Source organism: Serratia marcescens (assembly GCF_006715005.1).
Taxonomy (GTDB): Bacteria; Pseudomonadota; Gammaproteobacteria; order Enterobacterales; family Enterobacteriaceae; genus Serratia; species Serratia montpellierensis.
In genome coordinates this window covers 4,051,387-4,076,389 of the sequence record NZ_VFMJ01000001.1, presented here as the reverse complement: position 1 = coordinate 4,076,389, position 25,003 = coordinate 4,051,387, and the positions used below count along the sequence as shown (strand labels likewise).

28 protein-coding genes are annotated in these 25,003 nt (G+C 60.0%); 17 read left to right on the top strand and 11 right to left on the bottom strand.

All coding sequences use genetic code 11. The annotated features are described in order from the left end of the window. Nucleotides 1–20: 20 nt before the first annotated feature. The 3 genes from rlmB to FHU12_RS19835 all read left to right on the top strand — a co-directional run bounded on the left by rlmB (nt 21) and on the right by FHU12_RS19835 (nt 2,962). Complete coding sequence (rlmB, locus tag FHU12_RS19845; protein WP_099817063.1) at nt 21–752, top strand: 23S rRNA (guanosine(2251)-2'-O)-methyltransferase RlmB; 732 nt, start codon at nt 21–23, stop codon at nt 750–752. Between the two features lie 116 nt (nt 753–868). Continuing rightward, a complete protein-coding gene (locus FHU12_RS19840; protein WP_069100488.1) occupies nt 869–2,497 on the top strand; it encodes an isovaleryl-CoA dehydrogenase in 1,629 nt (542 codons plus the stop codon). A gap of 66 nt (nt 2,498–2,563) precedes the next feature. Continuing rightward, entirely contained in the window at nt 2,564–2,962 is a 399-nt protein-coding gene (locus tag FHU12_RS19835; protein ID WP_047025083.1) for a DUF350 domain-containing protein, read from the top strand. Here the strand turns inward: FHU12_RS19835 and FHU12_RS19830 are convergent. Continuing rightward, nucleotides 2,959–3,234 carry a YdgH/BhsA/McbA family protein gene (locus tag FHU12_RS19830; RefSeq protein WP_033638652.1) on the bottom strand — a complete coding sequence of 92 codons (276 nt, stop codon included), beginning with the start codon at nt 3,232–3,234 and terminating at the stop codon, nt 2,959–2,961. The genes FHU12_RS19835 and FHU12_RS19830 overlap by 4 nt on opposite strands. Before the next feature lie 123 nt (nt 3,235–3,357). Then, a complete protein-coding gene (bsmA, locus tag FHU12_RS19825; protein ID WP_038879199.1) occupies nt 3,358–3,666 on the bottom strand; it encodes a biofilm peroxide resistance protein BsmA in 309 nt (102 codons plus the stop codon). A 127-nt stretch (nt 3,667–3,793) separates the two neighbouring features. Between bsmA and yjfP the strand changes: the two genes are divergently transcribed. Together yjfP and FHU12_RS19815 are read left to right on the top strand one after the other, a co-directional pair. Continuing rightward, nucleotides 3,794–4,546 (top strand): esterase, encoded by a 753-nt coding sequence (gene yjfP, locus FHU12_RS19820; RefSeq protein ID WP_141971334.1) that lies wholly within the window; start codon nt 3,794–3,796, stop codon nt 4,544–4,546. Between the two features lie 124 nt (nt 4,547–4,670). After that, complete coding sequence (locus tag FHU12_RS19815) at nt 4,671–5,033, top strand: hypothetical protein (protein WP_141971332.1); 363 nt, start codon at nt 4,671–4,673, stop codon at nt 5,031–5,033. Nucleotides 5,034–5,132: 99 nt separating this feature from the next. Here the strand turns inward: FHU12_RS19815 and FHU12_RS19810 are convergent, their stop codons facing one another. Both FHU12_RS19810 and FHU12_RS19805 read right to left on the bottom strand, forming a co-directional pair. Continuing rightward, complete coding sequence (locus FHU12_RS19810) at nt 5,133–5,399, bottom strand: YdgH/BhsA/McbA family protein (protein ID WP_004933636.1); 267 nt, start codon at nt 5,397–5,399, stop codon at nt 5,133–5,135. Then, a complete protein-coding gene (locus FHU12_RS19805) occupies nt 5,396–5,617 on the bottom strand; it encodes a hypothetical protein (protein ID WP_141971330.1) in 222 nt (73 codons plus the stop codon). The genes FHU12_RS19810 and FHU12_RS19805 overlap by 4 nt, the downstream gene beginning before the upstream one ends. 236 nt (nt 5,618–5,853) lie before the next feature. Between FHU12_RS19805 and rpsF the strand changes: the two genes are divergently transcribed. From rpsF to FHU12_RS19780, 5 genes are all read left to right on the top strand, one after another. Next, nucleotides 5,854–6,252, top strand: coding sequence for a 30S ribosomal protein S6 (rpsF, locus tag FHU12_RS19800; protein ID WP_004933634.1), 399 nt, complete (start codon nt 5,854–5,856; stop codon nt 6,250–6,252). Between the two features lie 8 nt (nt 6,253–6,260). Beyond that, on the top strand, nt 6,261–6,578 hold the full coding sequence (gene priB / locus FHU12_RS19795) for a primosomal replication protein N (RefSeq protein ID WP_049233092.1): 318 nt from the start codon (nt 6,261–6,263) through the stop codon (nt 6,576–6,578). Nucleotides 6,579–6,582: 4 nt separating this feature from the next. Next, a complete protein-coding gene (gene rpsR, locus FHU12_RS19790) occupies nt 6,583–6,810 on the top strand; it encodes a 30S ribosomal protein S18 (protein ID WP_000135199.1) in 228 nt (75 codons plus the stop codon). Between the two features lie 39 nt (nt 6,811–6,849). Continuing rightward, complete coding sequence (gene rplI / locus FHU12_RS19785) at nt 6,850–7,302, top strand: 50S ribosomal protein L9 (RefSeq protein WP_004933629.1); 453 nt, start codon at nt 6,850–6,852, stop codon at nt 7,300–7,302. A gap of 111 nt (nt 7,303–7,413) precedes the next feature. Continuing rightward, the gene (locus tag FHU12_RS19780) at nt 7,414–7,767 is read left to right on the top strand and encodes a DUF488 domain-containing protein (RefSeq protein WP_141971327.1); all 354 of its coding nucleotides are present in this window, start codon (nt 7,414–7,416) and stop codon (nt 7,765–7,767) included. A 3-nt stretch (nt 7,768–7,770) separates the two neighbouring features. Here the strand turns inward: FHU12_RS19780 and FHU12_RS19775 are convergent, their stop codons facing one another. Further along, the gene (locus FHU12_RS19775; protein ID WP_141971325.1) at nt 7,771–8,442 is read right to left on the bottom strand and encodes an OapA family protein; all 672 of its coding nucleotides are present in this window, start codon (nt 8,440–8,442) and stop codon (nt 7,771–7,773) included. Nucleotides 8,443–8,709: 267 nt separating this feature from the next. On the opposite strand from FHU12_RS19775, the gene bamJ reads away from it, so the two are divergent. Further along, the gene (gene bamJ / locus FHU12_RS19770) at nt 8,710–9,330 is read left to right on the top strand and encodes a BamJ family beta-barrel-assembly machinery protein (protein WP_004933618.1); all 621 of its coding nucleotides are present in this window, start codon (nt 8,710–8,712) and stop codon (nt 9,328–9,330) included. Between the two features lie 43 nt (nt 9,331–9,373). Here bamJ and ytfE read toward each other — a convergent pair whose 3' ends face one another. Together ytfE and FHU12_RS19760 are read right to left on the bottom strand one after the other, a co-directional pair. Continuing rightward, nucleotides 9,374–10,039 (bottom strand): iron-sulfur cluster repair protein YtfE, encoded by a 666-nt coding sequence (gene ytfE, locus FHU12_RS19765; RefSeq protein WP_141971323.1) that lies wholly within the window; start codon nt 10,037–10,039, stop codon nt 9,374–9,376. Between the two features lie 113 nt (nt 10,040–10,152). Beyond that, entirely contained in the window at nt 10,153–12,105 is a 1,953-nt protein-coding gene (locus FHU12_RS19760; protein WP_141971321.1) for a bifunctional 2',3'-cyclic-nucleotide 2'-phosphodiesterase/3'-nucleotidase, read from the bottom strand. Between the two features lie 253 nt (nt 12,106–12,358). Between FHU12_RS19760 and cysQ the strand changes: the two genes are divergently transcribed. Next, on the top strand, nt 12,359–13,099 hold the full coding sequence (gene cysQ, locus FHU12_RS19755) for a 3'(2'),5'-bisphosphate nucleotidase CysQ (protein ID WP_033644177.1): 741 nt from the start codon (nt 12,359–12,361) through the stop codon (nt 13,097–13,099). Nucleotide 13,100: 1 nt separating this feature from the next. Here the strand turns inward: cysQ and FHU12_RS19750 are convergent, their stop codons facing one another. Beyond that, complete coding sequence (locus FHU12_RS19750) at nt 13,101–13,658, bottom strand: YtfJ family protein (RefSeq protein WP_025159587.1); 558 nt, start codon at nt 13,656–13,658, stop codon at nt 13,101–13,103. A gap of 330 nt (nt 13,659–13,988) precedes the next feature. Between FHU12_RS19750 and FHU12_RS19745 the strand changes: the two genes are divergently transcribed. Next, a complete protein-coding gene (locus tag FHU12_RS19745) occupies nt 13,989–14,195 on the top strand; it encodes a stringent response modulator YtfK (RefSeq protein WP_004933604.1) in 207 nt (68 codons plus the stop codon). A gap of 68 nt (nt 14,196–14,263) precedes the next feature. Here the strand turns inward: FHU12_RS19745 and paeA are convergent, their stop codons facing one another. Then, nucleotides 14,264–15,595, bottom strand: coding sequence for a polyamine export protein PaeA (paeA, locus tag FHU12_RS19740; protein ID WP_049270169.1), 1,332 nt, complete (start codon nt 15,593–15,595; stop codon nt 14,264–14,266). 180 nt (nt 15,596–15,775) lie between these two features. After that, nucleotides 15,776–16,417, bottom strand: coding sequence for a peptide-methionine (S)-S-oxide reductase MsrA (gene msrA / locus FHU12_RS19735; RefSeq protein WP_164063737.1), 642 nt, complete (start codon nt 16,415–16,417; stop codon nt 15,776–15,778). Between the two features lie 304 nt (nt 16,418–16,721). Here msrA and tamA point away from each other — a divergent pair, with 304 nt between their 5' ends. Genes tamA through FHU12_RS19720 form a run of 3 tightly spaced genes read left to right on the top strand, consistent with a single transcriptional unit; the run spans nt 16,722 to nt 22,605 of the window. Further along, a complete protein-coding gene (gene tamA / locus FHU12_RS19730) occupies nt 16,722–18,440 on the top strand; it encodes an autotransporter assembly complex protein TamA (RefSeq protein ID WP_185742370.1) in 1,719 nt (572 codons plus the stop codon). Continuing rightward, nucleotides 18,437–22,255: an autotransporter assembly complex protein TamB gene (gene tamB, locus FHU12_RS19725; protein ID WP_141971319.1), complete on the top strand. Its 3,819-nt coding sequence runs from the start codon at nt 18,437–18,439 to the stop codon at nt 22,253–22,255. The genes tamA and tamB overlap by 4 nt, the downstream gene beginning before the upstream one ends. A 2-nt stretch (nt 22,256–22,257) precedes the next feature. Next, nucleotides 22,258–22,605 carry a gamma-glutamylcyclotransferase family protein gene (locus FHU12_RS19720; RefSeq protein WP_033648686.1) on the top strand — a complete coding sequence of 116 codons (348 nt, stop codon included), beginning with the start codon at nt 22,258–22,260 and terminating at the stop codon, nt 22,603–22,605. A 53-nt stretch (nt 22,606–22,658) separates the two neighbouring features. Here the strand turns inward: FHU12_RS19720 and ppa are convergent, their stop codons facing one another. Beyond that, on the bottom strand, nt 22,659–23,189 hold the full coding sequence (gene ppa / locus FHU12_RS19715) for an inorganic diphosphatase (protein WP_004933594.1): 531 nt from the start codon (nt 23,187–23,189) through the stop codon (nt 22,659–22,661). A gap of 260 nt (nt 23,190–23,449) precedes the next feature. On the opposite strand from ppa, the gene FHU12_RS19710 reads away from it, so the two are divergent. Further along, nucleotides 23,450–25,003: a methyl-accepting chemotaxis protein gene (locus FHU12_RS19710; RefSeq protein WP_141971317.1), complete on the top strand. Its 1,554-nt coding sequence runs from the start codon at nt 23,450–23,452 to the stop codon at nt 25,001–25,003.

Genomic DNA, 25,003 nt, shown 5'->3' with positions numbered 1-25,003 from the left:
CACGAATTTAAAAGAGCATCATGAGCGAAATTATTTACGGCATCCACGCCGTCAAAGCCCTGTTAGAGCGCGACCCGCAACGCTTCCTGGAAGTGTTTATCCTGAAAGGCCGCGAAGATCGCCGCCTGCAACCGCTGATCGCCGAGCTGGAAGCGACCGGCATCGTTATTCAGGTGGCGAACCGCCAATGGCTGGATGACAAGGTTGAAGGCGCGGTGCACCAGGGGATCATCGCCCGGGTGCGCGAAGGGCGTCAGTATCAGGAGAACGATCTGCCGAGCCTGCTGGAAAGCGTGGCGACCCCGTTCCTGCTGGTGCTGGACGGCGTGACCGACCCGCATAACCTCGGTGCCTGCCTGCGCAGCGCCGACGCTGCCGGCGTGCACGCGGTGATCGTGCCACGCGACCGTTCAGCCCAACTGAACGCCACCGCCAAGAAAGTGGCCTGCGGCGCCGCCGAAAACGTGCCGTTGATCCGCGTGACCAACCTGGCGCGCACGCTGCGTCTGCTGCAAGAGATGAATGTCTGGGTGGTGGGCACCGCCGGCGAAGCCGACCATACGCTGTATCAGAGCAAAATGACCGGCCCGATGGCGCTGGTGATGGGCGCGGAAGGCGAAGGCATGCGTCGCCTGACCCGTGAACACTGCGACGAGCTGATCAGCATCCCGATGGCCGGCACCGTCTCTTCGCTGAACGTGTCGGTCGCCACCGGCATCTGCCTGTTCGAAGCGGTGCGTCAGCGCGGCTGATTCTCCTGACGGGGGCCCTGTGCCCCCGTTAATTCCCCCTCTTGTGATCCCGCCTTCGGCAGAAATCTCTGCGCCGACCATACTTACCCCTGACGCTTTTTTCAGGGAGCACTCTCATGGTCTGGACTACGCACACCGTTTTTAACCAACCCAAGCCGCTGGGCAACAGCAACCTGTTTCTCTCCGATACGCCGCTGCGCGAAGCGTTGCAGCGCGAGCAGGGCGGCTGGGACGCCGAGGTGTTGGCCTCGCTGGGCCAGCAGCTCGGCACTCAGGAGTCGCTGGAATTGGGTCGGCTGGCTAACGCCAACCCGCCGGAACTGTTGCGCTACGACGCCACCGGTCAGCGGCTGGACGACGTTCGCTTTCACCCCGCCTGGCATATCCTGATGCAGGGGCTGATCGCCAACCGGGTGCACAACCTGCCCTGGCAGGAGGATGCGCGCATCGGTTCCTTCGTGGCACGCGCCGCGCGCTTTATGCTGCATGCGCAGGTCGAGGCAGGCACGCTGTGCCCGGTGACCATGACCTTCGGCGCCACGCCGCTGTTGCTGCAGGCGTTGCCGGCCGAGTTTCGCTCCTGGCTGACGCCGCTGCTGTCGGATCGTTATGACGCTCACCTGTTGCCGGGCGGGCAAAAGCGTGGCCTGCTGATCGGCATGGGCATGACGGAGAAGCAGGGCGGCTCCGACGTTTTGAGCAATACCACCACCGCCGCGCCGCTCGGCGCGCGCGGGCCAGGGGAAGCCTACCGGCTGGTGGGGCACAAGTGGTTCTTCTCGGTGCCGCAGAGCGATGCGCACCTGGTGCTGGCGCAGGCCGAAGGCGGGTTGTCCTGTTTCTTCCTGCCACGCATTTTGCCGGACGGCAGCCGCAACGCCATTCGCCTGGAGCGGTTGAAAGACAAGCTGGGCAACCGCTCCAACGCCAGCAGCGAAGTGGAGTTTCAGGACGCCACCGCCTGGCTGTTGGGGGATGAGGGTGACGGCGTGCGGCATATCCTGAAGATGGGCGGCCTGACCCGTTTCGACTGCTCGCTCGGCAGCCACGGCCTGATGCGCCGCGGGTTGTCGGTGGCGCTGTATCATGCGTTGCAGCGGCAGGCGTTCGGCAAGCTCTTGATCGAACAGCCGCTGATGCGCCAGGTTCTGGCGCGCATGGCGCTGCGGCTGGAAGGGCATACCGCGTTGCTGTTCCGGCTGGCCCGCGCCTGGGAAAGCCGCAGCAATGAAGGTGAGCTGATCTACAGCCGTCTGCTGACCCCGGCGGCCAAATACAGTATCTGTCGCCAGGGCATGCCGTTCATCGCCGAGGCGATGGAGGTGCTGGGCGGTATCGGCTACTGCGAAGAGAGCGAGCTGCCGCGCCTGTATCGCGAGATGCCGGTCAACAGCATCTGGGAAGGTTCCGGCAACATCATGTGTCTGGACGTGTTGCGCAGCTTGCACAAACTGCCGGGCGCGCTCGAGATGCTGCAGTTCGAGCTGCAGCCGGTGCGCGGCCAGAATCGGTTGTTCGATCACGCCTGGCGGCAGTGGCAGCAGCGTGCCCGGCAACCGCGTGAAGAGATGGGGCGGCTGCTGACCCAGCAGCTGTTCGACCTGTGCTGCGCCGCGCAGCTGCTGCAGCACGCCAGCCCGCAGATAGCCGACGCCTGGTGCCACCTGACGCTGGATCATCGTGGTGAGAGCCTGCTGTCGGCCGAAGTGTGCGAACTGCTGTTGAATCGCGCTATCGGCGGTTAGGGAAAAGGGTGGCGCGCGGCGGCGAAAACCTTTTTAATTCAGCCTCACTCTGACAGGAAAATGCACATGGATATTCTCAGCGCGTTGGCGGCGTTCGCCTCTTATTTCTTCAGCGGTTTCGCCATGATTTTGGTGTTTCTGTTCGTCTATACCCGCATCACCCCACACGACGAATGGGCGCTGATCAAGGCCGATAATCAATCCGCCGCCTTTGCTTTCATCGGTGCCTGCCTGGGGTATGTGATCCCGTTGGCCAGCGCGGCGATCAACTCGATCAGCCTGCTGGATTACCTGCTGTGGGGCGTAGTGGCGCTGGTGGTGCAACTCTTGCTGTTCGCGGCAGTGAAGATTTACATGCCGCGCATCAGCGACAAGATCGAAGCGAACCACCTGGCCGCCGGGATTTTCCTGGGGGGCGTCTGCGTCAGCGGCGGCGTGTTGAATGCGGCTTGCATGAGCTACTAAAGGTATAAGATGGCCGAGGCGCGCCAGCCAAGCGGGTGCGCCTGCTCTTCCATCCGCAGGATGCGGTAATAGCTGGCGCCGTGTTGGCCGGCGGTGCGGGCGATGGCCTGCTCCGCCTCCTGCGGTGAACCGGGCAGATCGTTAAAGGTGATCTCGGCGATTTCACTGAGCGGCGTCACGCGATCGGCGGGCGCCAGCTCGGCGGACTGTGCGCCGGTGCTGAGCAGCCCTACTGAAAGCAGGAGGGAGGTGAGTGCGGTGGAGCGTTTCATAGCGTTCCCCTTCGTCAGATCCTGAATCGACACCCGCAACATGCGGCATGCTGTCCGCCAGTGTGCAACACCCTACTTCAGCCTGTGCAAAGGCAGTGTAAATCTGCTTAAAAAATCCCCGCCTTACCGATACAGGATCGCCTGGGAATACCATTGGCCCGGCACGATGGTTTCGCTGTTCATGATGATCACGTAATACCGGGCGCCGGCGGCGGTGGCCTTGCGCTGAATCTCCGCTTCCACGTCCATCGGGCTGCCGCGCACTACGGCGGTGACGGTACCGATTTTCACCAGCTCGGCGGTCTGCGCGCGGACGATCTCCTGCGCCTGTGCGGTGGGCGGCGGCGGCGGTTTCGGCGTGGTGGTCATGATGCCGCAGGCGGAAAGCTGTGCGGCCAGCGTCAGGGCGATGAGTGTGCGGACTAGCGTCATGGTGACCTCGAAAGTGCCGGTACGATGGCTTCAGTGTAACGCAATATAAGCTGGAACAGATTGAGCTAACGCTGGCTGGCGCAAGTTTGTCATGATGAATGCCAACAGGTGGGTTGAGGATGAACGGATGATCGAAATTCATGACGAGCGGGTGGGCGATATTGCGGTGATCCATGCCGTTCCCGCCGGGCACTATCACCGGCCCTTGCCGACGGTGTTCTTCTGCCATGGCTATACCTCGTCGAAAGAGGTGTACGCCTACTTCGCCTATGCGCTGGCGCGCGTTGGTTTTCGGGTGGTATTGCCGGATGCCGATCGGCACGGCGAGCGGTTCGACGGCGATGAGGCGCGGCGTCTGGCCTCGTTTTGGGAGATCCTGCGCAGCAATATCGACGAGCTGCCGCAGATCAAGGCGCATTTCGAGCGGCTCGGCCTGATTGCCGACGGGCGTATCGGCGTCGCCGGCGCCTCTATGGGCGGCATGACCGCGCTGGGCGCCTTCGCGCGTTTCCCGTGGATCCGGGCGGCCGCCAGCCTGATGGGTTCCGGCTATTACCGTTCGCTGGCGCAAACGCTGTATCCGCCGTTGGGCGAAGAGGGCGAGGCGCTCTCGCCGGCGGCGTTTGCGGCGCGCACCGCCGTATTGGCGGAGTATGAGCTGGAAGGGCGTTTGGAGACGATTGCCGGGCGGCCGCTGCTGCTGTGGCACGGCGAGACGGACGACGTGGTGCCGGCGACAGACAGCCTGCGTTTGGCGGCCGAGTTGCGGCAGCAAGGCGCGGATGGCCGCTTGACGTCGCTCATCGAACCGGGGGTGAAACACCGCATCACGCCGCTGGCGCTGTCTGCCACGGCCGACTTTTTCCGCCGCGAGTTGTAGTGTGTTTCCGTGCGCGATGCAGGGAATTGCACCGCTCTGTGCGGGCTGTTTCGGCCATCGTTTGGCTGAATGAAGGGGGAGAATGTCTGCTTGAATTCTTTCAGGGCAGCAAGGAGCAGAGGGCATGATAAAAAACATCGGCAGTACGGCCGGTTTAATGGGAACGATGAAAGCGCGCGCCGAACTGAACTCAGCGGCCTTCAGCGAGATGCTGGGGGCAGCCGACGGCAAGGCGCGACAAAACAAGGCGAATCCGCTGTCGCGTATCACCGCGCAGACGGTGCAAAACATGACGGCGCTGTTTGCCTTCGTGCCGAAAACGGCGGCCACTCACACCGCGGCGGCCGGTACGCTCTCCTTCGAGCAGCGGGCGACCCTGACGGGAAGCGCCGAACTGCTGCAAACGCGGACAAATTATCTGCAGATGGCGCTGCAATTGCATAATCCGGGCAAGGCGTTCAGCATGCCGGCCTTGCTCAAGCTGTGAAGGGTGAGAAAATGGAGCGCCCAACGGGCGGCGCTCCGGCGAGGACTGAACGGGCTTTCTGATGAAGCCCTGGGGATTTCCCTGGTGCGGCGCGTCTTTTTAGCGGTACAGCTCGGCGCTGACGTGCATCGTGCTGTTGTCGCCCGGTTCGTGCAGGGCGATGATGCGATAAGAGCTTGCGCCGCGTTGGTCGGCGATTTTGCTGACCTGGCTGCTGGCGTCATCCGGCGAAACCACGTTCTGGTTCAGGGTGACGAAGCCGACGCTCTGGCGTTGATCGGCCTGGTGCGACGTGATCTCCGTCGCGGCCATTACGTTGGCGGAGAACAGGGCGGCCAGCGCCGTTGCTAGAATGATGCGTTTCATAGTGCCTCTCTTAACCCTTTGCCGTTACTGCCTGACAGCGAATGTCGCTGCGGCAAAAAGTCATTTATCTGCATTGAATAATCTGAAATCTTTTTCGTCGCGCTGTCTGCGGCGGATATGGTTAATTTTAGTCCGTTGCGGCGGATTAAAAAGCGGGGGCTTTTGATGACCTCTTTCAAAAAAAGTGAAATAGATTTGTGACTCAACTCTGATTTCATTGAAAGATTTTTGAAACCGATGGATCGGCGTACATAGGTTCACCCACGAGCAAATCGTGCTATTTCCCATAGCGCCTCGCATTAACGCGAATAAAACCCACGCAGTCCTTGAGTTTCCCGCCCTGCGTCAGTATGATTACGCGTCATTTTTCAGCCGCACACTAAACACGTTCCTTGCTTCCATGGGCCGCGGTTGACCCTGACAGGAGGCTGAATAATCCGTAAGGAGCAATTCGATGCGTCATTACGAAATCGTTTTTATGGTCCATCCTGACCAAAGCGAACAGGTTCCGGGCATGATCGAGCGTTACAGTGCTACCATCACTAACGCGCAAGGTCAGATTCACCGTCTGGAAGACTGGGGCCGCCGTCAGCTGGCTTATCCGATCAACAAACTGCACAAAGCTCACTACGTTCTGCTGAACGTTGAAGCGCCGCAGGAAGCGATCGATGAGCTGGAAACTAACTTCCGCTTCAACGACGCCGTTATCCGCAGCATGGTTATGCGCGTTAAGCACGCGGTAACTGAAGCATCTCCGATGGTTAAAGCGAAAGACGAACGTCGTGGCGATCGCCGCGAAGACTTCGCTAACGAAACCGCAGATGATGCAGATGCTGGGGATTCTGAAGAGTAATTGCCGCCGTGACGGCTAATCGTCTGGTTTTGTCGGGCACTGTGTGCAAGGCGCCGGTTCGAAAAGTGAGTCCTTCCGGGATACCGCACTGCCAATTTGTGCTAGAGCACCGTTCGCAGCAGATGGAAGCCGGATTCAGCAGACAAGCATGGTGCCGAATGCCCGTGGTTGTCAGCGGACAACAGTCACAAGCACTAACTCAAAGATTAACGGTCGGCAGTCAGATTACCGTGCAAGGCTTTGTAAGCTGCCATCAAGGGCGCAACGGGCTGAGCAAATTGGTTCTGCATGCCGAGCAGATTGAATTGATAGATTCTGGAGACTAGCCAAATGGCACGTTATTTCCGTCGTCGCAAGTTCTGCCGTTTCACCGCGGAAGGCGTTCAAGAGATTGACTATAAAGACATCGCTACGCTGAAAAACTACATCACCGAAAGTGGTAAAATTGTACCGAGCCGTATCACCGGTACTCGTGCAAAATATCAGCGCCAGCTGGCCCGTGCTATCAAGCGCGCGCGCTACCTGTCTTTGTTGCCGTACACTGATCGTCATCAGTAATCGGCCACTGTCCATTAACGACTTTGAGAGGATAAGGTAATGCAAGTTATTCTGCTTGATAAAGTAGCAAACCTGGGCAGCCTGGGTGATCAAGTTAACGTTAAAGCGGGCTACGCTCGTAACTTCCTGGTACCACAGGGCAAAGCTGTTCCTGCTACCAAGAAAAACGTTGAGTTCTTCGAAGCACGCCGTGCTGAACTGGAAGCCAAACTGGCTGACGTTCTGGCTGCTGCTGAAGCTCGCGCAACCAAGATCAACGAACTGGGTTCAGTGACCATCGCTTCCAAATCTGGCGACGAAGGTAAACTGTTCGGCTCTATCGGCACCCGCGACATCGCTGACGCAGTGACTGCGGCAGGCGTTGAAGTTGCCAAGAGCGAAGTTCGTCTGCCGAACGGCGTTCTGCGTACCACTGGTGAGCACGAAGTGCACTTCCAGGTACACAGCGACGTGTTCGCACAGCTGAATGTAGTTGTGGTTGCAGAAGCGTAATTTACGCTGCTGTTAACCCGGTTAAAACGCCAGCCTCGCGCTGGCGTTTTGCTTTTCTGCGCCCGGCAAAACGCGCTACGCTTGAAGACGAGATAAAAAGGAGAGCGAGCGATGGCAAAGATTACGCTACAGCGGGTTTACGATTTCAGCGCGCCGGCGCCGGAACATTGTTATCTGATAGACCGGCTATGGCCGCGCGGCATCAGCAAGGAGCGGCTAGCGGGCGTCCAGTGGCTGAAACAGGTGGCGCCGGATGACGAACTGCGCAAGTGGTTCCATCAGCATACCGACCAGTGGGCGGTCTTCGAGGAGCGCTACCGCCAACAGCTGGCGGCCAACGACGCCTGGCAGCCGCTGGTGGCGCTGTTACGGCAGGGGCAAGCGCTGACGCTGCTGTATGGCAGCAAAGATACCGAGCACAACCAGGGCGTGGTGCTGCGCGAGTTTCTGCTGGCGCAGCTGTAGGGATTAACGTTCCCGGCGGTAGCTGCCGTCGGCCTGGCGGCGGAACAGCGCCTGGCTGTTGTCCACCGTGGTGACCGACAGCGCGTTAATCACGCCGTTGGCGTCGCGTTCGATACGCACTTCCTGGCCGGCTTTCATGTTGCTCAGCGGCTTGTCGCCGCCTTCCACCTGCGCCATGGCGAACACTTCATTCACCGGCAGATTGTTGTCGCGAAACAGCTGGGCCAGCGTCTGGCCGGGCTGGATCTGATAACGCTGCCAGTTGCCCGCCGGCGTCGGTTCGTTGGTAGACGTGGCGCCGCCGCCGTTTTGCAGATCGGCCTGCAGCGGCACGCTGGTTTCCTGTTGGGAAACCGGGAACGGCTGTCTTTCGGGCGAGTAGGGCCACAGCAACGCCAACAGCAGGATGATGCCGAAGATCAGCACCCAGCGGCGGTGAAAGTAGGGCAGCGGCTCCATCCAATGGAAACCGTCCGGCAGATGCCAGACTTTGGCCAGCAGCGCTTTGACCTGCTGCATTTTGTCGTTGGCCGGCGGTGGCTCCGATGGCGGTTCCGCGCCTTCAGACGTGGGTGCGGCGCCCGGTTTCAGGCGCTGGCTGACGTTCAGCCAGGTGCGCAGCAGCGGCTGGTAGATGCGGGTGGTTTTCCTTCTCCTGGGCGCGATTCTGCCCATGGTGACCTCTCTTCGACGGCGTAGTAATTAGCGCGGCGCGACAAACGCGTCGCCTGCCCGATATCCTGCTTTCAGTATAGCCCGCTAACTGATTGAAGTGAAAGGCGGCTGAGCGGCAGGGCCGGGGTTTGCGGCTGCGGGCGTTAACAGAAGGTTATTGTTTCTTTTTCTACGACAAAAGTCATCATTCTCCACACAAGATTTTACCCGGCATTGACGCGCTGTTATGCTGCGCTTTCGACTTTTTACAGACTTAAGGAAAACCCCATGACAACCCCTTCTTTTGACAGCGTTGAAGCGCAAGCAAGTTACGGGATTGGTTTACAGGTCGGCCAGCAGCTGCAAGAGTCCGGGCTGGAAGGTTTGCAACCGGAAGCTTTGCTGGCGGGTCTGCGCGACGCGCTGGAAGGGAATGCCCCGGCGGTTCCGGTAGACGTGGTGCACCGTGCGCTGCGTGAAATCCACGAGCGTGCGGATGCGGTGCGCCGCGAGCGTCAGCAGGCGATGGCCGTTGAAGGCCAGAAATTCCTGGACGACAACGCTAAGCGCGACGACGTGACGCTGACCGAGTCTGGCCTGCAGTTCTCCGTGCTGGAGCAGGGCAACGGCCCAATCCCGTCCCGTCAGGATCGCGTGCGTGTGCACTATACCGGTCGTCTGATCAACGGTGACGTGTTCGACAGCTCGGTCGAGCGCGGCCAGCCGGCAGAATTCCCGGTCAGCGGCGTGATCCCAGGCTGGATCGAAGCGCTGACCCTGATGCCGGTTGGTTCCAAATGGCAGCTGTATATCCCGCACAACCTGGCCTACGGCGAACGTGGCGCAGGCGCGTCCATCCCGCCGTTCAGCGCGCTGGTGTTCGACGTCGAGCTGCTGGAAATCCTGTAATCCCCCCGAGGATTGCTCTGGGCGCCTTCGTGGCGCCCTTATTTTATGCGCCGCGTAGCGCGCGCGGGAACAGCAGATTGTTTTCCAGGCTGATGTGTTCCATCAGATCGCCGATGAACTCGTCGATGCCGTTGTACAGCGCCCGCCAGGTGGTGCAGGCGCCCTCCGGTGGCGTCACGTTATCGGTGAGGAACTTCACCACCTCCAGTTGTTCACCCGCCTCGTCATGCTCATGTTCCATCACCGAGATCGGTCCGGCGGCCTGCGGCCCCATGCCCTGTTTGATCAGCGGGAACAGGATCTGCTCCTCTTTCATCATGTGATTCTCCAGATCCAGGCGGATCAGGTTCAACTGCTTCGCCAGTCCGCGCGGACAGGTGGGTTTGTCGCCGTGCACGCGTTCGACTTTTTCCGCCATCAGCACCAGTTCGGCCAACTGTTCGCGGTGCCGCTGATGAAAGCGCGGCAGAATGTAGTCGATCACCTCATCGAGCGGCGCCGTGCGCCAGTCCCGGCTTTGCTCCGGCGCGGCGGCGAGTGCGGCCAGCGCGTTCTCCAACTGGTCGATGTCCAGCCCTTTGCGCTCGGCGGCGCGTGCCAGCGATTGCCGACCGCCGCAGCAGAAATCCAGCTGATGCTGGCGAAACAGACGTGATGCCCGGGGAATGGCGATAGCGAGCGCGCCAAGGGATTGATTGCGGTAATCCATGGTAGTGCCTCTTTAAACGAAGGAATTTTATAACATGCATTTTAAATACAATTTAAAGGGCGCGCCAGCGGGAAAATAGAGGAGATGGCCGGGGGATTGCCCCGGCCTGGCGATTATTTCGCGCTTAAATCGATGCGATAGACCGCGAAACCGATGCGGTCATGGCCTTCGGCGGTCATTGGGTATTGGGCGTGCTCTTTGATAAACGCCGTCGCTTTGTCCGATGGCGAGGTCTCGAAGCGGATATCCAGCGGCTGCTTGCTGCTGAAGGTCGCCAAACGCCAGTTGTTGTCTGCCTGCGGATGCACTGCGCCGTGGCGCTGGGTTTCGGCGCTGATGTAGGCCGCCAGCACCGAGCGGTTTTCATCCGGCGAAGCGAAAGCGATATGTTGGTCGCCGGTGCCGGCAAACTTGCCGCCGTAGGCACGGTAGTTGTTGGTGGCGACCAGGAAGGTGGCGTTCGGATCGATCGGCTTGCCGTTGAAGGTCAGCCGCTTGATACGCTCCGCCTTCTCGTTGATCAGCTGGCATTCGCCGTCGTAGCGCGCCGGTTGGCTGACGTCGATCTGGTAGTTGACGCCGTCGATCACGTCGAAGTTATAGGTGCGGAAACCGTCCCAGTTGATCAAACCTTGCGGTTTGGCGCTGTTGACGTCGATCTGGTTGAATTGGCCGGCGGAACACTCCAGCCACTCTTTCACCTCTTTGCCGCTGGCCTTCACCACCACCAGCGTATTGGGGTAGAGATAGAGATCGGCGGCGTTGCGGAAGGTGAGCTGGCCCTTTTCCACTTCGACGAAGCTGGCCGGATCGTTCTTGCGGCCGCCGACTTTGAACGGCGCCGCCGCCGACAGCACCGGCAGATCGGCCAGATCCGGGTCGCCCTGGATGTAATGTTCGACGTAGGCCTTCTGCGCATTGTTGACGATCTGCACCGTCGGATCGTCCTGCACCAGCGCCAGGTAGCTGTACATGTTGCCGTCGGATTTGCCGATCGGCTGGCTGACGAACTCGCGCGTGCCCTTGTGATCGTCCGCCAACACCTTCACCAGCGCGGCGTCCTCAGCCGCCAGCGATTTCTTGTTCTCTTTGTCGTAGATCGGCCGTGCTTCCGCTTTGGCAGCGGTCACTTTCCAGCTGCCACCATCGTTGTTGAGCTGCAGATCGACCACGCCGAGATGATCGCCCCATTGTCCTGGCATCACCGCCGGTACGCCGTTCAGCAGGCCCTTATCGATATCCGCGCCTTTGATGTTGGCGAAGTCCTTGCTCGGGAACACCGCATGGGCGTGACCGAACATGATGGCGTCGATGCCCGGTACCTGGCTGAGGTAGTAGACCGAGTTCTCCGCCATTGCCTTGTAAGGCTCGCTGGACAGCCCGGAATGCGGGATCGCCACCACCAGATCGGCGCCCTGTTTACGCATTTCCGGCACGTAGCGTTTGGCGGTGGCGGTGATGTCGTCCACCGTCACCTTGCCCTGCAGGTTGGCCTTGTCCCACACCAGGATCTGCGGCGGCACGAAGCCGATGTAGCCGATGCGCAGCGTATGCGCCTTGCCGTCGCGGTCTTTCACCGGCGTATCGACAATGATATACGGCGTAAACAGCGGTTTTTGCGTTTTGGCGTCGATGACGTTGGCGTTGATGTACGGGAATTTGGCGCCGGCGATGGCGTTTTTCAGGTAGTCCAGCCCGTAGTTGAACTCATGGTTGCCGATGTTGCCGACCACATAATCCAGCGTGTTCATCGCCTTATAGACCGGGTGCACGTCGCCCGGTTTCAGCCCCTTGGCCGCCATGTAGTCGCCGAGCGGGCTGCCCTGAATGATGTCGCCGTTGTCCACCAACACCGCGTTGGCGGCCTGCTGGCGCGCCTGTTGGATCAGGCTGGCGGTGCGCACCAGGCCGAACTTGTCGGTCGGCGTGTCCTTGTAATAATCGAAGTCCATCATGTTGCTGTGCAGGTCGGTGGTTTCCAGCACGCGCAGGTCGACGGTGGCCGCCTGCGCCGAGGCGCATACCAGCAGCGCAAGCGCGGACAGCGTCAGTGGATGCTTCATCATTGGGGTCTCTCCATTCCATTATTCGAGTGTTATCGCAGAGGGAAATGTAATTAACACTGCTTGCCACAGTAAACTGTGAAGTGTGGCAGAAAACGGGAGCAGGTAACGCGGGGAAGTTCACAGTTGTGCCCAACAAGATCTGAGGAATTCCCGGGGGTTAGCCGGTTGAGATGGATATTCGGCGTAAAAAAAACTAGTCTGCTAGCAGAGACAGAGGGAAATTTCCCACGGAGATGCAGAGTTGAGGTGCATGATGTTAGAGCGAATTTGCCAACTGTCCCGCGAGGCGGGAGCGGCGATCATGGCGGTGTACGACGGTGAACAACCGCTTGATGTCGCACAGAAAAAAGATGACTCACCGGTGACGGCGGCCGATCTGGCTGCGCATCACATCATCAAGCGCGGCCTGGCGGCCCTGACGCCGGAGGTGCCGCTGCTGTCGGAAGAGGATCCGCCGGCGTGGGAAGAGCGCCGCAACTGGACGCGCTACTGGTTGGTCGATCCGTTGGACGGCACCAAAGAGTTTTTGCACCGCAACGGCGAGTTCACGGTCAATATCGCCCTGATTGAAGACGGGCAGGCGGTGATGGGCGTGGTGTATGCCCCGGCGATCGACGTGCTGTATCTGGCAGAGCGCGGCAAGGCATGGAAAGAAGAGAAGGGCGTGCGGCAGGCGATCGGCGTCAGCAACGCGCATCCGCCGCTGGTGGTGGTGAGCCGGTCGCATATCGACGACGAGCTGAAAGACTATCTGCAGCAGTTGGGTGAGCACCAGACCGTGTCCGTCGGCTCCTCGCTGAAGTTCTGCCTGGTGGCGGAAGGCAAAGCGCAGCTCTATCCGCGCTTCGGGCCGACCAACATTTGGGATACCGCAGCAGGGCATGCGGTGGCGGTGGCCGCCGGGGCGCAAATTCACGATTGGCAGGGCAAGCCGTTGCTCTATACACCGCGTGAATCTTTCCTCAACCCCGGCTTCCGGGTGTCGCTGTTCTGAGTTAGTTCGCCAACAGCTGGTGCAGCTTGGACATCACCTGCTGCACCTCTTCCGGCGTCAGCGCGCCGTCTTTGGCGAACTGAATGCGCCCTTGCTTATCCAGCACCACAATAGCTGAGCCTTTCGGCTGCAGATCCCAGGCCTTACGCACGTTGCCGTCGCTGTCGACGATAAACTGCGACCACGGGAACTCCTTCTTGCTGTCCTCAATGCTGCTGCGCACGAACATCGCGGTGCCCATCAGGGCATCGTCGGTGTTGACGATTGTCGTCGTTTGGTAACGATCGTGTGGTAGCTTCGCCTTCTTGATCGCTTCGATCAGTGGGTCGTTCATGTCTTTGGCGGAGCTGCGGCCGGCAATATGTTGTATCACTCGCACTTTTCCACTGAGCTGCGCGCTGTTCCAGTTCTGGTAGCTAAAATTACCGTCAGCGTAATTGAGCTCTCCTTTGTCGCTGACGCCGACCGGCGCTACGCGCTGCTGGAGCTGGAAGTTGTGCGCGGAAGCGAAAAGCGGGGCGAGCAGCAGGGATACCATCAGCATGCGACTTGTTTTCATGCTTTCTCCTTGTAATGAGTGAAATTTGTGCGACAGCACTTCGACAGCCTAAAGCATAGGATGTGATAAGAGGTCTGTCCTGTTAACCGGATCGCAGATTTTCCCTTGGTTCGCTAATCATCAGATTTTGAAGGGATATACTGAAAACGCTATAAATTATCATATACAATTCTGTCAAAAAGTGTAAATCCAGCGTAGATATCCGGGCAGAAGTGAACGTTCTGGTCTTTACTGGGTCTACTACATGCAATCAAGTTGCGTTCTGAATTTCGAGGCTGCCACCTTTGGCGGCTCGCTGAGCGCATGGATCAACGGGAGGAGCGTAAAAGAATGAGAATCTTCCAGCGTTATAACCCTTTGAAAGTGGCAAAGTACGTTAAGACTCTGTTTCGCGGAAGGCTGTATATCAAGGACGTGGGCGCATTTGAATTCGACGAGGGGAAAATCCTGCCGCCGAAGATTCGCGACAAGCGCCATTTCAGCGTGATGTCTGAAGTGAACCGTCAGGTGCTGCTGTTGCAGACCGAGATGGGGTAACACCTCGCTGACAGCGGTAAAAAAAAATGCGGCCCCGATGGGGCCGCTGATGTTTTTGCCGGCTGCCGTCAAGCCGCCGGGGTGTCTTCCGGGGCTTTCGGCAGCACCGCCGCCGGTTTGTCGCTCAGCCGGGTGACCAGCAGCTGGTCTATCTTGTAGCTGTCGATATCCACCACTTCGAACTTGTAGCCGGCGTATTTGACGAAGTCGGTACGTTTCGGGATCTTGCGCAGCATATACATCATAAAGCCGCCGATGGTCTCGTAGTTGCCGGCCTGCGGGAACTCATCGATGTCCAGCACGCGCATCACGTCGTCGATCGGCGTGCCGCCCTCAATCAGCCATGAGCTTTCGTCGCGCGCCACGATCTGCTCTTCCTGGCCCTGGCCGACCAGATCGCCCATCAGCGTGGTCATCACGTCGTTAAGGGTGATGATGCCCACCACCAACGCATATTCATTGAGGATCACCGCGAAGTCTTCGCCGGCGGTTTTGAAGCTTTCCAGCGCTTCGGACAGCGTCAGCGTATCCGGCACAATCAGCGCCGAGCGGATCTGCACGCCGCTGCTCAGCACCAGGCTCTGGTTGCCCAGCACGCGGTTCAGCAGGTCTTTGGAATCGACGTAGCCGACCACCTGATCGATATGGCCGTCGCACACCAGGAATTTGGAATGCGGATGGGTCGAGACCTTCTCCTTGATGCTCTCTTCGCTTTCGCGCAGATCGAAGTACACCACGCTTTCGCGCGAGGTCATCGACGACGGCACGGTGCGCGATTCCAGTTCGAACACGTTTTCAATCAGTTCGTGCTCCTGCTTGCGCAGCACGCCCGCCAGGGCGCCGGCTTCCACCACCGCGTAGATGTCATCGGAGGTGATGTCGTCCTTACGCACCATCGGCAGCTTGAACATGCGGAAGATCAGGTTGGCCATGCCGTTGAAGAACCACACCAGTGGGCGGAAGATCATGATGGAGAAACGCATCGGGTTGATGATCCGGACGGCGACCGTCTCTGGTGCAATCATACCGATGCGCTTCGGGGTCAAATCGGCGAACAGGATAAACAGGCTGGTCACCAGCACGAAGGAGCAGATAAAGCTGACCTGTTCCGCCAGTTCGGGCGACAGGAAGCGATCGAACAACACCTTGAAGGTGGGGGAGAAAGCCGCGTCGCCGACGATACCGCCGAGGATGGCCACGGCGTTCAGGCCGATCTGCACCACGGTGAAGAAGATGCCTGGGGTTTCTTGCAGTTTAAGCACTCTGGCGGCGTTGATGTTGCCTTCGTCCGCCATCAGCTTCAGTTTGATCTTGCGCGAGGCGGCCAGAGAGATTTCCGACAGTGAGAAAAACGCACTCACCGCGATCAGAAAAAGAATCAGTAAAATACTGTTTAACATAATCTATCCATACGTGCCGACGGGATGCCGGCGCTCTTGAGGAAGGGTAGTACATAGTAAAAAAAGCAGCGATAACAACCAGAAGAGAAGCTATCGGGCCGCAGAAGCGGCCCGCATAGTATAGCAGTTGCCCCACAGGGGCCGCCAGCGGTTAAAAAAGTGCCGCCGGCCGGCATCGGATCAGCCCTGCGGTGGCAGGCAAACGCCGATGCCGCCCAGCCCGCAGTAGCCTTCCGGGTTTTTGAACAGGTACTGCTGATGGTCGTCTTCCGCATAATAGAACGGCAGCGCCGGCGCGATTTCGGTGGTGATGACGCGCTTGTCGCCCGCCGCGTCCATCGCCTGCTGGAAGCGCTGCAGGCTGCTCTCCGCCTCGGCCTGCTGCTCTGGGCTCAGCGCATAAATCGCCGAGCGGTACTGCGTGCCGACGTCGCCGCCCTGGCGCATGCCCTGCGCCGGATCGTGATTTTCCCAGAACACCTGCAGCAGCTGTTTGTAGCTGACGACCTGCGGATCGAACACCACGCGCACCACTTCGGCGTGGCCAGTCTGGCCGCTGCACACTTCGCGGTAGGTCGGGTTCGGCGTATAGCCGCCGCTGTAGCCGGCGGCGGTGCTGTAGACGCCCGGCTGCTGCCAGAACAGACGCTCAACGCCCCAGAAACAGCCCATGGCGAAGATCGCCACCTCCATGCCTGCCGGCACCTGGGTCATCGAGTGTTCGGTGACCACGTTGAGCGTTGCGACAGGCATTGGCGTGGTGCGGCCAGGCAGCGCGCTTGCCTTATCGACGGTTTGTGATTTATCAAAAAATGGCACCACGGTTGACTCCTGTTGTCACAGTAAGAATTGACCCTACATGGCGGCGGTTCGGTTGTATCTCACCGCGTCTTTGCCCACAATAAGCGGCAAGTTGGATTTTGTATAAGCTTAACGCAGTATTTTGAGCGCCAAAAGTGAAGAATTCGCCTGTTGCGCGGCGGTGGTAAAGCGCGGCGGGCGGCGTCCGGAACAAGGTTGAAGAGGGCTGCCGTCATGATAGCGCGGAGTCTGCCCTGGCCCCGGAGCGAACACCATAACAGGAAAGTAAAATCAATAAGGAGAACACGTGCCAAAGTACCCGGTCATGTGCTTGATATCTGTGTTGCTTGCGGCACCTGCAGCCTATGCGGCGAACGTGCGGCTGCAGGTGGAGGGGTTAAGCGGAGAGTTGGAAAAAAACGTCCGGGTGCGGCTGTCGTCGATCACGCCTGAAGAGGTCGGCACCGACGGTCGCTTCCGCGCGCGGGTGGATGAGGCGGTGCGCCAGGGGCTGCGCGCGCTCGGCTATTACCAGCCGACCATCGAGTTTACGCTGGACGACCGGCCGGGGATGTCGCGCCCGGTGCTGCACGCCAAGGTCAATCCGGGCGAACCGGTGCGTATCGCCGGCGCCAACATCGTGCTGGAAGGCGGCGCGAAGACCGATGAGGACTACCTGGCGCTGGTAAAGAAGGACCGGCCGACCATCGGCGAGATCCTCAACCACGGCAAGTATGACAGTTTCAAAGGCTCGCTCACCGGCCTGGCGCTGCGCAAAGGCTACTTCGATGCCGACATGACCAAAAGCCAGCTCGGCGTGGCCGAAGATCTGCACAAGGCGTTTTGGGATATCGATTTCAACAGCGGCGAACGTTACCGCTTCGGCAAGGTGAAATTCACCGGTTCGCAAATCCGCGAAGACTATCTGCAAAATCTGGTGCCCTTTCATCAGGGGGATTACTACAGTTCGGAGGATTTGGCCGAGCTGAACCGCCGTTTGTCCGCCACCAACTGGTTCAACTCGGTGGTGGTGTCCCCTGATTTCAACGATGCCAAAGAGAACAAGATTTTGCCGTTGGACGCGCTGGTGACGCCGCGCACGCGCAACACCGTCGAAACCGGTATCGGTTACTCCACCGACGTCGGCCCGCGGGTGAAAGGCACCTGGAAAAAGCCCTGGCTCAACGATCGCGGTCACAGCCTGGAAACCAGCGCCAGCGTGTCGGCGCCGGAGCAGCAGCTGGATCTGACCTACAAGATCCCGTTACTGAAGAATCCGCTGGAGCAGTATTACCTGCTGCAGGGCGGCCTCAAGAACGTCAATCTTAACGACACCAAGTCCGTCACCTCCAAAGTGGTGGCCTCGCGCAACTGGGATCTCTCCAGCGGCTGGCAGCGGGCGATCAACCTGACCTGGCGCTGGGATAACTTTACCCAGGGTAACGTCAGCAACACCACGATGCTGTTGTACCCCGGCGTCAGCTTCAACCGCACCCGCTCGCGCGGCGGCCTGATGCCGACCTGGGGCGACAGCCAGCGCTACTCCATCGACGTGTCCGACACCACCTGGGGTTCCGGCGTGGACTTCGCGCTGATGCAGGCGCAGAACGTCTGGATCCGCACGCTGGCCGACAAGCACCGTTTCGTGGCGCGCGGCCAGGTGGGCTGGATTGAAACCAACGACTTCGACAAGGTGCCGCCGGATCTGCGCTTCTTCGCCGGCGGTGACCGCAGCATTCGCGGCTACAAGTACAAAGACATTTCGCCGCGCGATGACGACGGCAAGCTGACCGGCGCCTCCAAGATGCTGACCGGATCGCTGGAGTACCAATACAACGTGACCGGCAAGTGGTGGGGGGCGATGTTCGTCGACTCCGGTGAAGCGGTGAACGATATCAAGAAGAGCAACTTCAAGACCGGCGCCGGCGTCGGCGTGCGCTGGCAGTCGCCGGTGGGGCCGGTGAAGCTGGATATCGCCGCGCCCGTGGGGGACAAGGACACCCACGGGATGCAGTTCTACATCGGTTTGGGGCCTGAACTATGAGCCTGGTTAAAAAGATTTGTCTCGGATTTCTGGTCGTTCTGCTGTTGCTGATCGGCGGGTTGGCCTTCCTGATAGGCACCACCACCGGTTTGCATATGGTCATCAACGGCGCGGCGCGCTGGGTGCCGGGGCTGGAGATCGCCGGCGTCAGCGGCGGCTGGCGCGATCTGACGCTGAAGGGCGTGAAGTATCAGATGCCGGGCGTGACGGTCAACGCCGGGCAGTTCCATCTGTCCCTTGATCTGTCCTGCTTTAAACGCAGTTCGCTGTGCGTCAATGCCTTGACCGCCCAGGATGTGGACGTGGCGGTGAACACCAAAGAGATGGCGCCTTCCGCGCCGGTGGAGGAGAGCAGTGAGCCGACCACCAATCTCAGCACGCCTTATCCGATCACCCTGCGTCTGCTGGCGTTGAACAACGTCAAGGTCACCGTCGACGATACCGCCATTTCTCTGGCTGAGTTCCGCACCGGCGCGCAGTGGCAAGAACGCGCGCTGACGCTGATGCCGACCAAGATCGGCTCGCTGCTGATCGCCTTGCCGAAAACGCCGCAAAACCCGTTGCCGGAAGCGGTGCAACCGGCGGTCGAGGTGGCGAAAAAGGTCGGCGAGCAGGTTACCGACGCGGCGAAGCCGGCACCGCCGCCGGAAGAGAAGCCGCTGGGCGAAACGCTGAAGGAACTGTTCGCCAAACCGCTGTTGCCGGATCTGCCGGACATCCGCCTGCCGCTGGATATCACCGTCAAAGAGATCAGCGGTGAGCAGCTGCGCTTGACCGGCGATACCGACGTGCTGATCACGAGCCTGTTGCTGCAGGCTAGCACGCAGGATCAGCATATCCAGTTGGACAACTTCGACGTGAAGTCGCCTCAGGGCACGTTGTCGGTGCAGGGGCAGGCGACCCTGACCGGCGACTGGCCGGTGGCCCTGACCGCCAACAGCGCGCTGAACATCGAACCGCTGAAGGGCGAGAAGGTGAAGCTGAACATCGGCGGCGGGCTGCGTGACGAGCTGAAGGTGGCGCTGAACCTGTCCGGCCCGGTCGGCGCCCAGCTCGATGTGCAAACCCGGCTGGCCGAAGCCGGCCTGCCGCTGGCGCTGACGCTGCAGAGCAAGCAGCTGAAATGGCCGCTGAGCGGCGAGGCGCAGTACCAGGTCAATGACTTCCGCCTGCGCTTTAACGGCAAGGCGACCGATTACGCGCTATCGACGCGCGCCAATCTGAAAGGCCAGGATCTGCCGCCAGCGGTGCTGACGCTGGACGGCAAAGGCAACGTCGAGCAGTTCAAGCTGGAGCGCCTGCGCCTGGCGGCGCTGCAGGGCAATACCGATCTTACCGCGCTGGTGGACTGGAGCAAGGCCATCAGCTGGACCTCGCAATTGACGCTGAGCGGCATCAATACCGCCAAGCAGTGGCCGGAATGGCCGGCGAAGCTGGATGGCAAGATCACCACGCGCGGCAGCCTGCACGGCGGTAGCTGGCAGCTGCAAGTGCCGGTATTGCAGCTGGACGGCAACGTGAAGCAGAACAAGGTCACGGCGCGCGGCACGCTGAGCGGCAACGCCGCCGGGCAGTGGAAAATCCCCGGCATCGATCTGGCGCTGGGGCGCAATCAACTGAACGTCAAAGGGCAGCTGGACGAGAAAAGCTGGAACCTGGACGCCAACATCGACGCGCCGCGTCTGGACGGCGCGCTGCCGGGCCTCGGTGGCACCGCCAAAGGGCTGTTGAAGCTGCGTGGCAATCTGCAGGCGCCGCAGCTGCTGGCGGATTTGACCGCTTCCGGCTTGCAGTGGCAGGCGCTGCGTATCAACCGCGTGAAAATAGACGGTGATGTGCGCTCCACGGATCAGATCCAGGGGCAGTTGGCGGTACGCGTCGAACAGCTGAAGCAGGACGCGCTGGAGGTCAGCCTGCTGACCCTCGACGCCAAAGGCAGCGAGAAACAGCACCAGCTGCAGCTGAAGATCGACGGCAAGCCGGTCTCCGGCCAGCTGGCGCTGCAGGGCAGCTTCGATCGCCAGCAGCAGCGCTGGCGCGGTAATCTGAACAACACCCGCTTCGATACGCCGGTAGGGGAGTGGCGCCTGACGCGCGCCATCGCGCTGGACTACCTGAACACCGAGCAGAAAATCAGCGTCGGGCCGCACTGTTGGCTGAACCCGAACGCCGAGCTGTGCGTGCCTAAGACCATTGAAGCGGGCCAGAGCGGCCAGGCCAGCGTGGTGCTTAACCGGTTCGACCTGGCGATGATCAAGCCGTTCCTCGGCCCTGAAACCGCCCTGAGCGGTGTGTTCACCGGCCGGGCCGACGTCAGCTGGAAACCGGGCGGCGCGCTGCCGGAGGCGAAAGTCACGCTGGCCGGCAACGGCGTCAAGGTGGTACAGCAGGTGCAGGGCAACGCGCTGCCGATCGCTTTCGATACGCTGACCCTCAACGCCGGCCTGAACAACGGCCGCGCGCAGGCCGACTGGCGAATCAAACTGACCAACAACGGCCAGTTCGACGGCAATATCCAGGTGGCGGATCCGCAGGTGCGGCGCACCATCAGCGGCAACGTCAATATCACCAACATCTCGCTGGCGCTGATCAACCCGGCGCTGATGAAGGGCGAAAGCGCGGCGGGCATGCTGAACGCCAACCTGCGTCTGGGCGGCAGCGCGCAGAAGCCGCTGGTGTTCGGGCGTCTGGCGTTGGATCGGGCGAAGGTACAGGGGCACTGGATGCCGTTCGATATGACCGACGCGCGGCTGGCGGTGAATTTCAACGGCATGACCTCGACGCTGGAGGGGCTGCTCAGCACCACCCGCGGCCAACTGAATCTGGCGGGCGATGCCGACTGGCGTGACATCAACGCCTGGCGTGCGCGCATTGCCGCCAAGGGCGACAAGCTGCGGGTGACGGTACCGCCGATGATCCGCATCGACGTGTCGCCGGATCTGGTGTTCGAAGCCACGCCGCAGTTGTTCTCGCTCAACGGCAAGGTCGACATTCCCTGGGCGCGCATCACGGTGCAGGAACTGCCGGAAAGCGCGGTGGGCGTCTCTTCCGATGAGGTGATGCTGGACGACCAGCTGAAGCCGATTCAACCGAAGACCGCCTCGATCCCAATCAACAGCAACCTGATGATCCACGTCGGCAACGACGTGCGGCTGGACGCCTTTGGCCTGAAAGCCCGCTTGAAGGGCGATCTGAAGGTGGTGCAGGACAAGAAAGGGTTGGGCCTCAATGGCCAGATTGACATCCCTTCCGGTCGCTTCCATGCTTATGGTCAGGATTTGATCGTGCGTAAAGGGCAGCTGATGTTCTCCGGCCCGCCGGATCAGCCGCTGCTCAATATCGAAGCGATCCGCAACCCGGAATCCACCGAGGACGATGTGACCGCCGGCGTGCGTGTGACCGGTCTGGCGGATGCACCGAAGCTGGAAGTGTTCTCCGATCCGGCCAAATCGCAACAGGAAGCCTTGTCTTATCTGCTGCGCGGCCAGGGCTTGAACAGCTCCGGCGCCGACGGCAACGCCATGACGTCGATGTTAATCGGCATGGGGGTTGCACAAAGTGGTCAACTTGTGGGTAAAATCGGCGAGGCATTCGGCGTGAGTAATTTGGCTCTGGACACTCAAGGGGTTGGCGACAATTCCCAGGTTGTCGTGAGCGGCTATGTCCTCCCAGGCTTACAAGTAAAATATGGGGTGGGCATTTTCGACTCGCTGGCCACGCTGACGTTGCGTTATCGTCTGATGCCTAAGTTGTATCTTGAAGCGGTGTCTGGTCTCGACCAGGCATTAGATTTGCTCTATCAGTTTGAGTTTTAGCGATGCGAATAATTGTCTACGGCAGTTTACGGCGCAAACAGGGAAACAGCCATTGGATGACCAACGCCCAATGGCTCGGCGAGCACGAGCTCGAAGGCTATCAGATTTATAATCTGGGCCATTACCCGGCGGCGATCCCTGGAGAGGGCACGATACATTGCGAAGTGTATCGTATTAACTCATCGATTCTGGCAGAGCTGGACGAACTGAAAAGCAACACCAAGGACTATAAGCGCGAGCTGATTCAGACGCCTTATGGGAGTGCGTGGATCTACCTGTACAAACACAGCGTGGACGGTTACCCGCGAATTACCAGCGGTGACTGGCTGAAGCGTCTCGACGAACAGTAAGAAAAAAAACACCGCTCAATGAGCGGTGTTTTTTCATCGGACGGCGGCAGGAATTACTTCTTGGCAGCGCGTTCGAACGAGGCGATGATTTCCGCTTTAGCTGCGGCAGCGTCTGCCCAGCCTTCCACTTTCACCCATTTGCCTTTTTCCAGATCTTTGTAGTGCTCGAAGAAGTGAGCGATCTGGGCTTTCAGCAGTTCCGGCAGGTCGTTCACGTCTTTCACGTGATCGTACTCTTTGGTCAGCTTGCTGTGCGGTACCGCAACCAGCTTGGCGTCTTCACCGGCTTCGTCGGTCATCTTCAGCACGCCAACCGGACGGCAGCGGATCACGGAGCCCGGCTGCAGCGGGTATGGGGTTGGGACCAGCACGTCAACCGGATCACCGTCTAGAGACAGGGTGTGGTTGATGTAACCGTAGTTGCACGGGTAGAACATCGCGGTGGACATGAAACGGTCAACGAACAGCGCGCCGGTTTCTTTGTCGATTTCGTATTTGATTGGATCGGCGTTGGCCGGGATTTCGATTACTACGTAGATGTCTTCCGGCAGGTCTTTGCCAGCAGGGACCAGATTCAAGCTCATGTCGGTTTCCTTTAATCATCAAACCAGAAATGGAGTGGCGGCTATTATAGCGGACTCTTTTGCGATTTCCTGCCCTTTTCATCGTTGAAAACCCAGCGTGCCGGCACAGGGATAATTTCCAGATTAATCCCGCCGCGGCATGAAGTTTTGCCTCCGCCTGCCGATAACTTCAACAAACAATAATGAGCCAGCAAAGCTGGCTCCGCGTTTTGCCACCCCTACTACGTCTGATCTCACTATTCTGAAGCCGGGAAGAACTCATGCTAAAAAAGATTACGGTGAAGGCTGGGCTGATCGCCCTGCTGAGCCTGATGACCATGCTGCTGATCATGGTCAGCGTTATTGGCGTCAACGCGATTAACGAAGGATCGCGCTCGATCCATACCCTAAACCAGATCCTCGGTGAAGAGCTGGGCTCGCTGGCCAACAGCTCCAACCTGACGCTGCGCGCCCGAACCGCCGCTTCGTTGGCGGTGCGCCAACGGGAGATCGGCCAGATCGATGTGTCCGATGCCACCGTGGGCCGCATCTACGGTTACCTCGAGCAGTCGAACAAGGAAATGGCGCGCTTTGTCGGCGTCGGCACCGTAACCGATCGCGGCCGCGAACTCTCCAATCGCCTGCAAAACAGCTATCGCGCCTATCTGGAACAGGGCGTGAAGCCGATGGCCGCCGCCATCAAAGCCGGCAAAATCGATGAGTATTACCATATTCAGGAGACCCGTATCTCTGCGTTGAGCATCGCGTTTGAAAAGGATCTCAGCGATTTCCGCAGCTTCGCGATGAAGCTCGGCGCACAGCAGGTGTATGACGCGGAAAACAACGCCAGCACCAAGATCTCGCTGATCGTGGTGGCGGGCCTGCTCAGCGTGCTGCTGGCGGTGCTGGCTTGGTTCGCGCTGCGCGTGATCATTCTGCGCCCGTTGGACGAGTCCATCGCGCAGCTGGAACATATCGCCGGCGGCGATCTGACCCATGAGATCCGCGGTGAGGGCGATACCGAAATGGGCCGCCTGGTACGGGCGATGCAGCGTATGCAGCAGGCGTTGGCCAGTTCGGTCAGCAAAGTGCGCGATGCCAGCAGCCAGATCGACACCGGTTCACGCGAACTGGCGGCCGGTAACCTGCATCTGGCGCAGCGTACCGAAGAATCGGCTGCGTCGCTGGAAGAGACCGCCGCCAGCATGGAACAGCTGACCTCGACGGTGAAAATGAACGCCGAGAACTGCGAGCAGGCCAACCAACTGGCGCTGAGCGTGTCCGATATCGCCAACCAGGGCAGCGACGTGGTCAGCCAGGTGATGAGCAAGATGCAGGCGATCACCGACAGTTCGCGCCGCATCGCCGACATCATCAGCGTGATGGACGGCATCGCCTTCCAGACCAATATCCTGGCGCTGAACGCGGCGGTGGAAGCGGCGCGCGCCGGCGAGCAAGGGCGTGGTTTTGCGGTGGTGGCCGGTGAAGTGCGCAGTCTGGCGCAGCGCAGCGCCCAGTCAGCGAAAGAGATCAAAGGGCTGATCGAAGCGTCGCAGAACCGGGTGCAGGAAGGCGAACAGATGGTGGAGTCGGCGGCGCAGACCATGAGCGGCATCACCGGTGAAGTGGGCCGGGTGACGGCGTTGATGCGTGAGATCTCGGCGGCGACGCGCGAACAAAGCAGCGGTATCGAACAGGTCAACCTGGCGGTGGCGCAGATGGATCAGGTGGCGCAGCAGAATGCGGCGCTGGTGGAGGAGTCGGCGGCGGCGACGCGCTCGCTGGAAGATCAGGCTCAGCTGCTGGCGCAGAGCATGGCGGCGTTCAAGCTGTAA

Coding starts and splice junctions, on each gene's coding strand:
- rpsF (WP_004933634.1), top strand. CDS start 5,854: ATGCGTCATTACGAAATCGTTTTTATGGTCCATCCTGACCAAAGCGAA.
- FHU12_RS19760 (WP_141971321.1), bottom strand. CDS start 12,105: ATGATGAAGCATCCACTGACGCTGTCCGCGCTTGCGCTGCTGGTATGC.
- FHU12_RS19815 (WP_141971332.1), top strand. CDS start 4,671: ATGATAAAAAACATCGGCAGTACGGCCGGTTTAATGGGAACGATGAAA.
- FHU12_RS19805 (WP_141971330.1), bottom strand. CDS start 5,617: ATGAAATCAGAGTTGAGTCACAAATCTATTTCACTTTTTTTGAAAGAG.
- FHU12_RS19745 (WP_004933604.1), top strand. CDS start 13,989: ATGAGAATCTTCCAGCGTTATAACCCTTTGAAAGTGGCAAAGTACGTT.
- paeA (WP_049270169.1), bottom strand. CDS start 15,595: ATGTTAAACAGTATTTTACTGATTCTTTTTCTGATCGCGGTGAGTGCG.
- yjfP (WP_141971334.1), top strand. CDS start 3,794: ATGATCGAAATTCATGACGAGCGGGTGGGCGATATTGCGGTGATCCAT.
- rlmB (WP_099817063.1), top strand. CDS start 21: ATGAGCGAAATTATTTACGGCATCCACGCCGTCAAAGCCCTGTTAGAG.
- tamA (WP_185742370.1), top strand. CDS start 16,722: ATGTGCTTGATATCTGTGTTGCTTGCGGCACCTGCAGCCTATGCGGCG.
- bamJ (WP_004933618.1), top strand. CDS start 8,710: ATGACAACCCCTTCTTTTGACAGCGTTGAAGCGCAAGCAAGTTACGGG.
- FHU12_RS19835 (WP_047025083.1), top strand. CDS start 2,564: ATGGATATTCTCAGCGCGTTGGCGGCGTTCGCCTCTTATTTCTTCAGC.
- tamB (WP_141971319.1), top strand. CDS start 18,437: ATGAGCCTGGTTAAAAAGATTTGTCTCGGATTTCTGGTCGTTCTGCTG.
- FHU12_RS19840 (WP_069100488.1), top strand. CDS start 869: ATGGTCTGGACTACGCACACCGTTTTTAACCAACCCAAGCCGCTGGGC.
- FHU12_RS19780 (WP_141971327.1), top strand. CDS start 7,414: ATGGCAAAGATTACGCTACAGCGGGTTTACGATTTCAGCGCGCCGGCG.
- rpsR (WP_000135199.1), top strand. CDS start 6,583: ATGGCACGTTATTTCCGTCGTCGCAAGTTCTGCCGTTTCACCGCGGAA.
- FHU12_RS19775 (WP_141971325.1), bottom strand. CDS start 8,442: ATGGGCAGAATCGCGCCCAGGAGAAGGAAAACCACCCGCATCTACCAG.
- FHU12_RS19810 (WP_004933636.1), bottom strand. CDS start 5,399: ATGAAACGCATCATTCTAGCAACGGCGCTGGCCGCCCTGTTCTCCGCC.
- FHU12_RS19710 (WP_141971317.1), top strand. CDS start 23,450: ATGCTAAAAAAGATTACGGTGAAGGCTGGGCTGATCGCCCTGCTGAGC.
- bsmA (WP_038879199.1), bottom strand. CDS start 3,666: ATGACGCTAGTCCGCACACTCATCGCCCTGACGCTGGCCGCACAGCTT.
- cysQ (WP_033644177.1), top strand. CDS start 12,359: ATGTTAGAGCGAATTTGCCAACTGTCCCGCGAGGCGGGAGCGGCGATC.
- FHU12_RS19750 (WP_025159587.1), bottom strand. CDS start 13,658: ATGAAAACAAGTCGCATGCTGATGGTATCCCTGCTGCTCGCCCCGCTT.
- rplI (WP_004933629.1), top strand. CDS start 6,850: ATGCAAGTTATTCTGCTTGATAAAGTAGCAAACCTGGGCAGCCTGGGT.
- ppa (WP_004933594.1), bottom strand. CDS start 23,189: ATGAGCTTGAATCTGGTCCCTGCTGGCAAAGACCTGCCGGAAGACATC.
- ytfE (WP_141971323.1), bottom strand. CDS start 10,039: ATGGATTACCGCAATCAATCCCTTGGCGCGCTCGCTATCGCCATTCCC.
- FHU12_RS19830 (WP_033638652.1), bottom strand. CDS start 3,234: ATGAAACGCTCCACCGCACTCACCTCCCTCCTGCTTTCAGTAGGGCTG.
- FHU12_RS19720 (WP_033648686.1), top strand. CDS start 22,258: ATGCGAATAATTGTCTACGGCAGTTTACGGCGCAAACAGGGAAACAGC.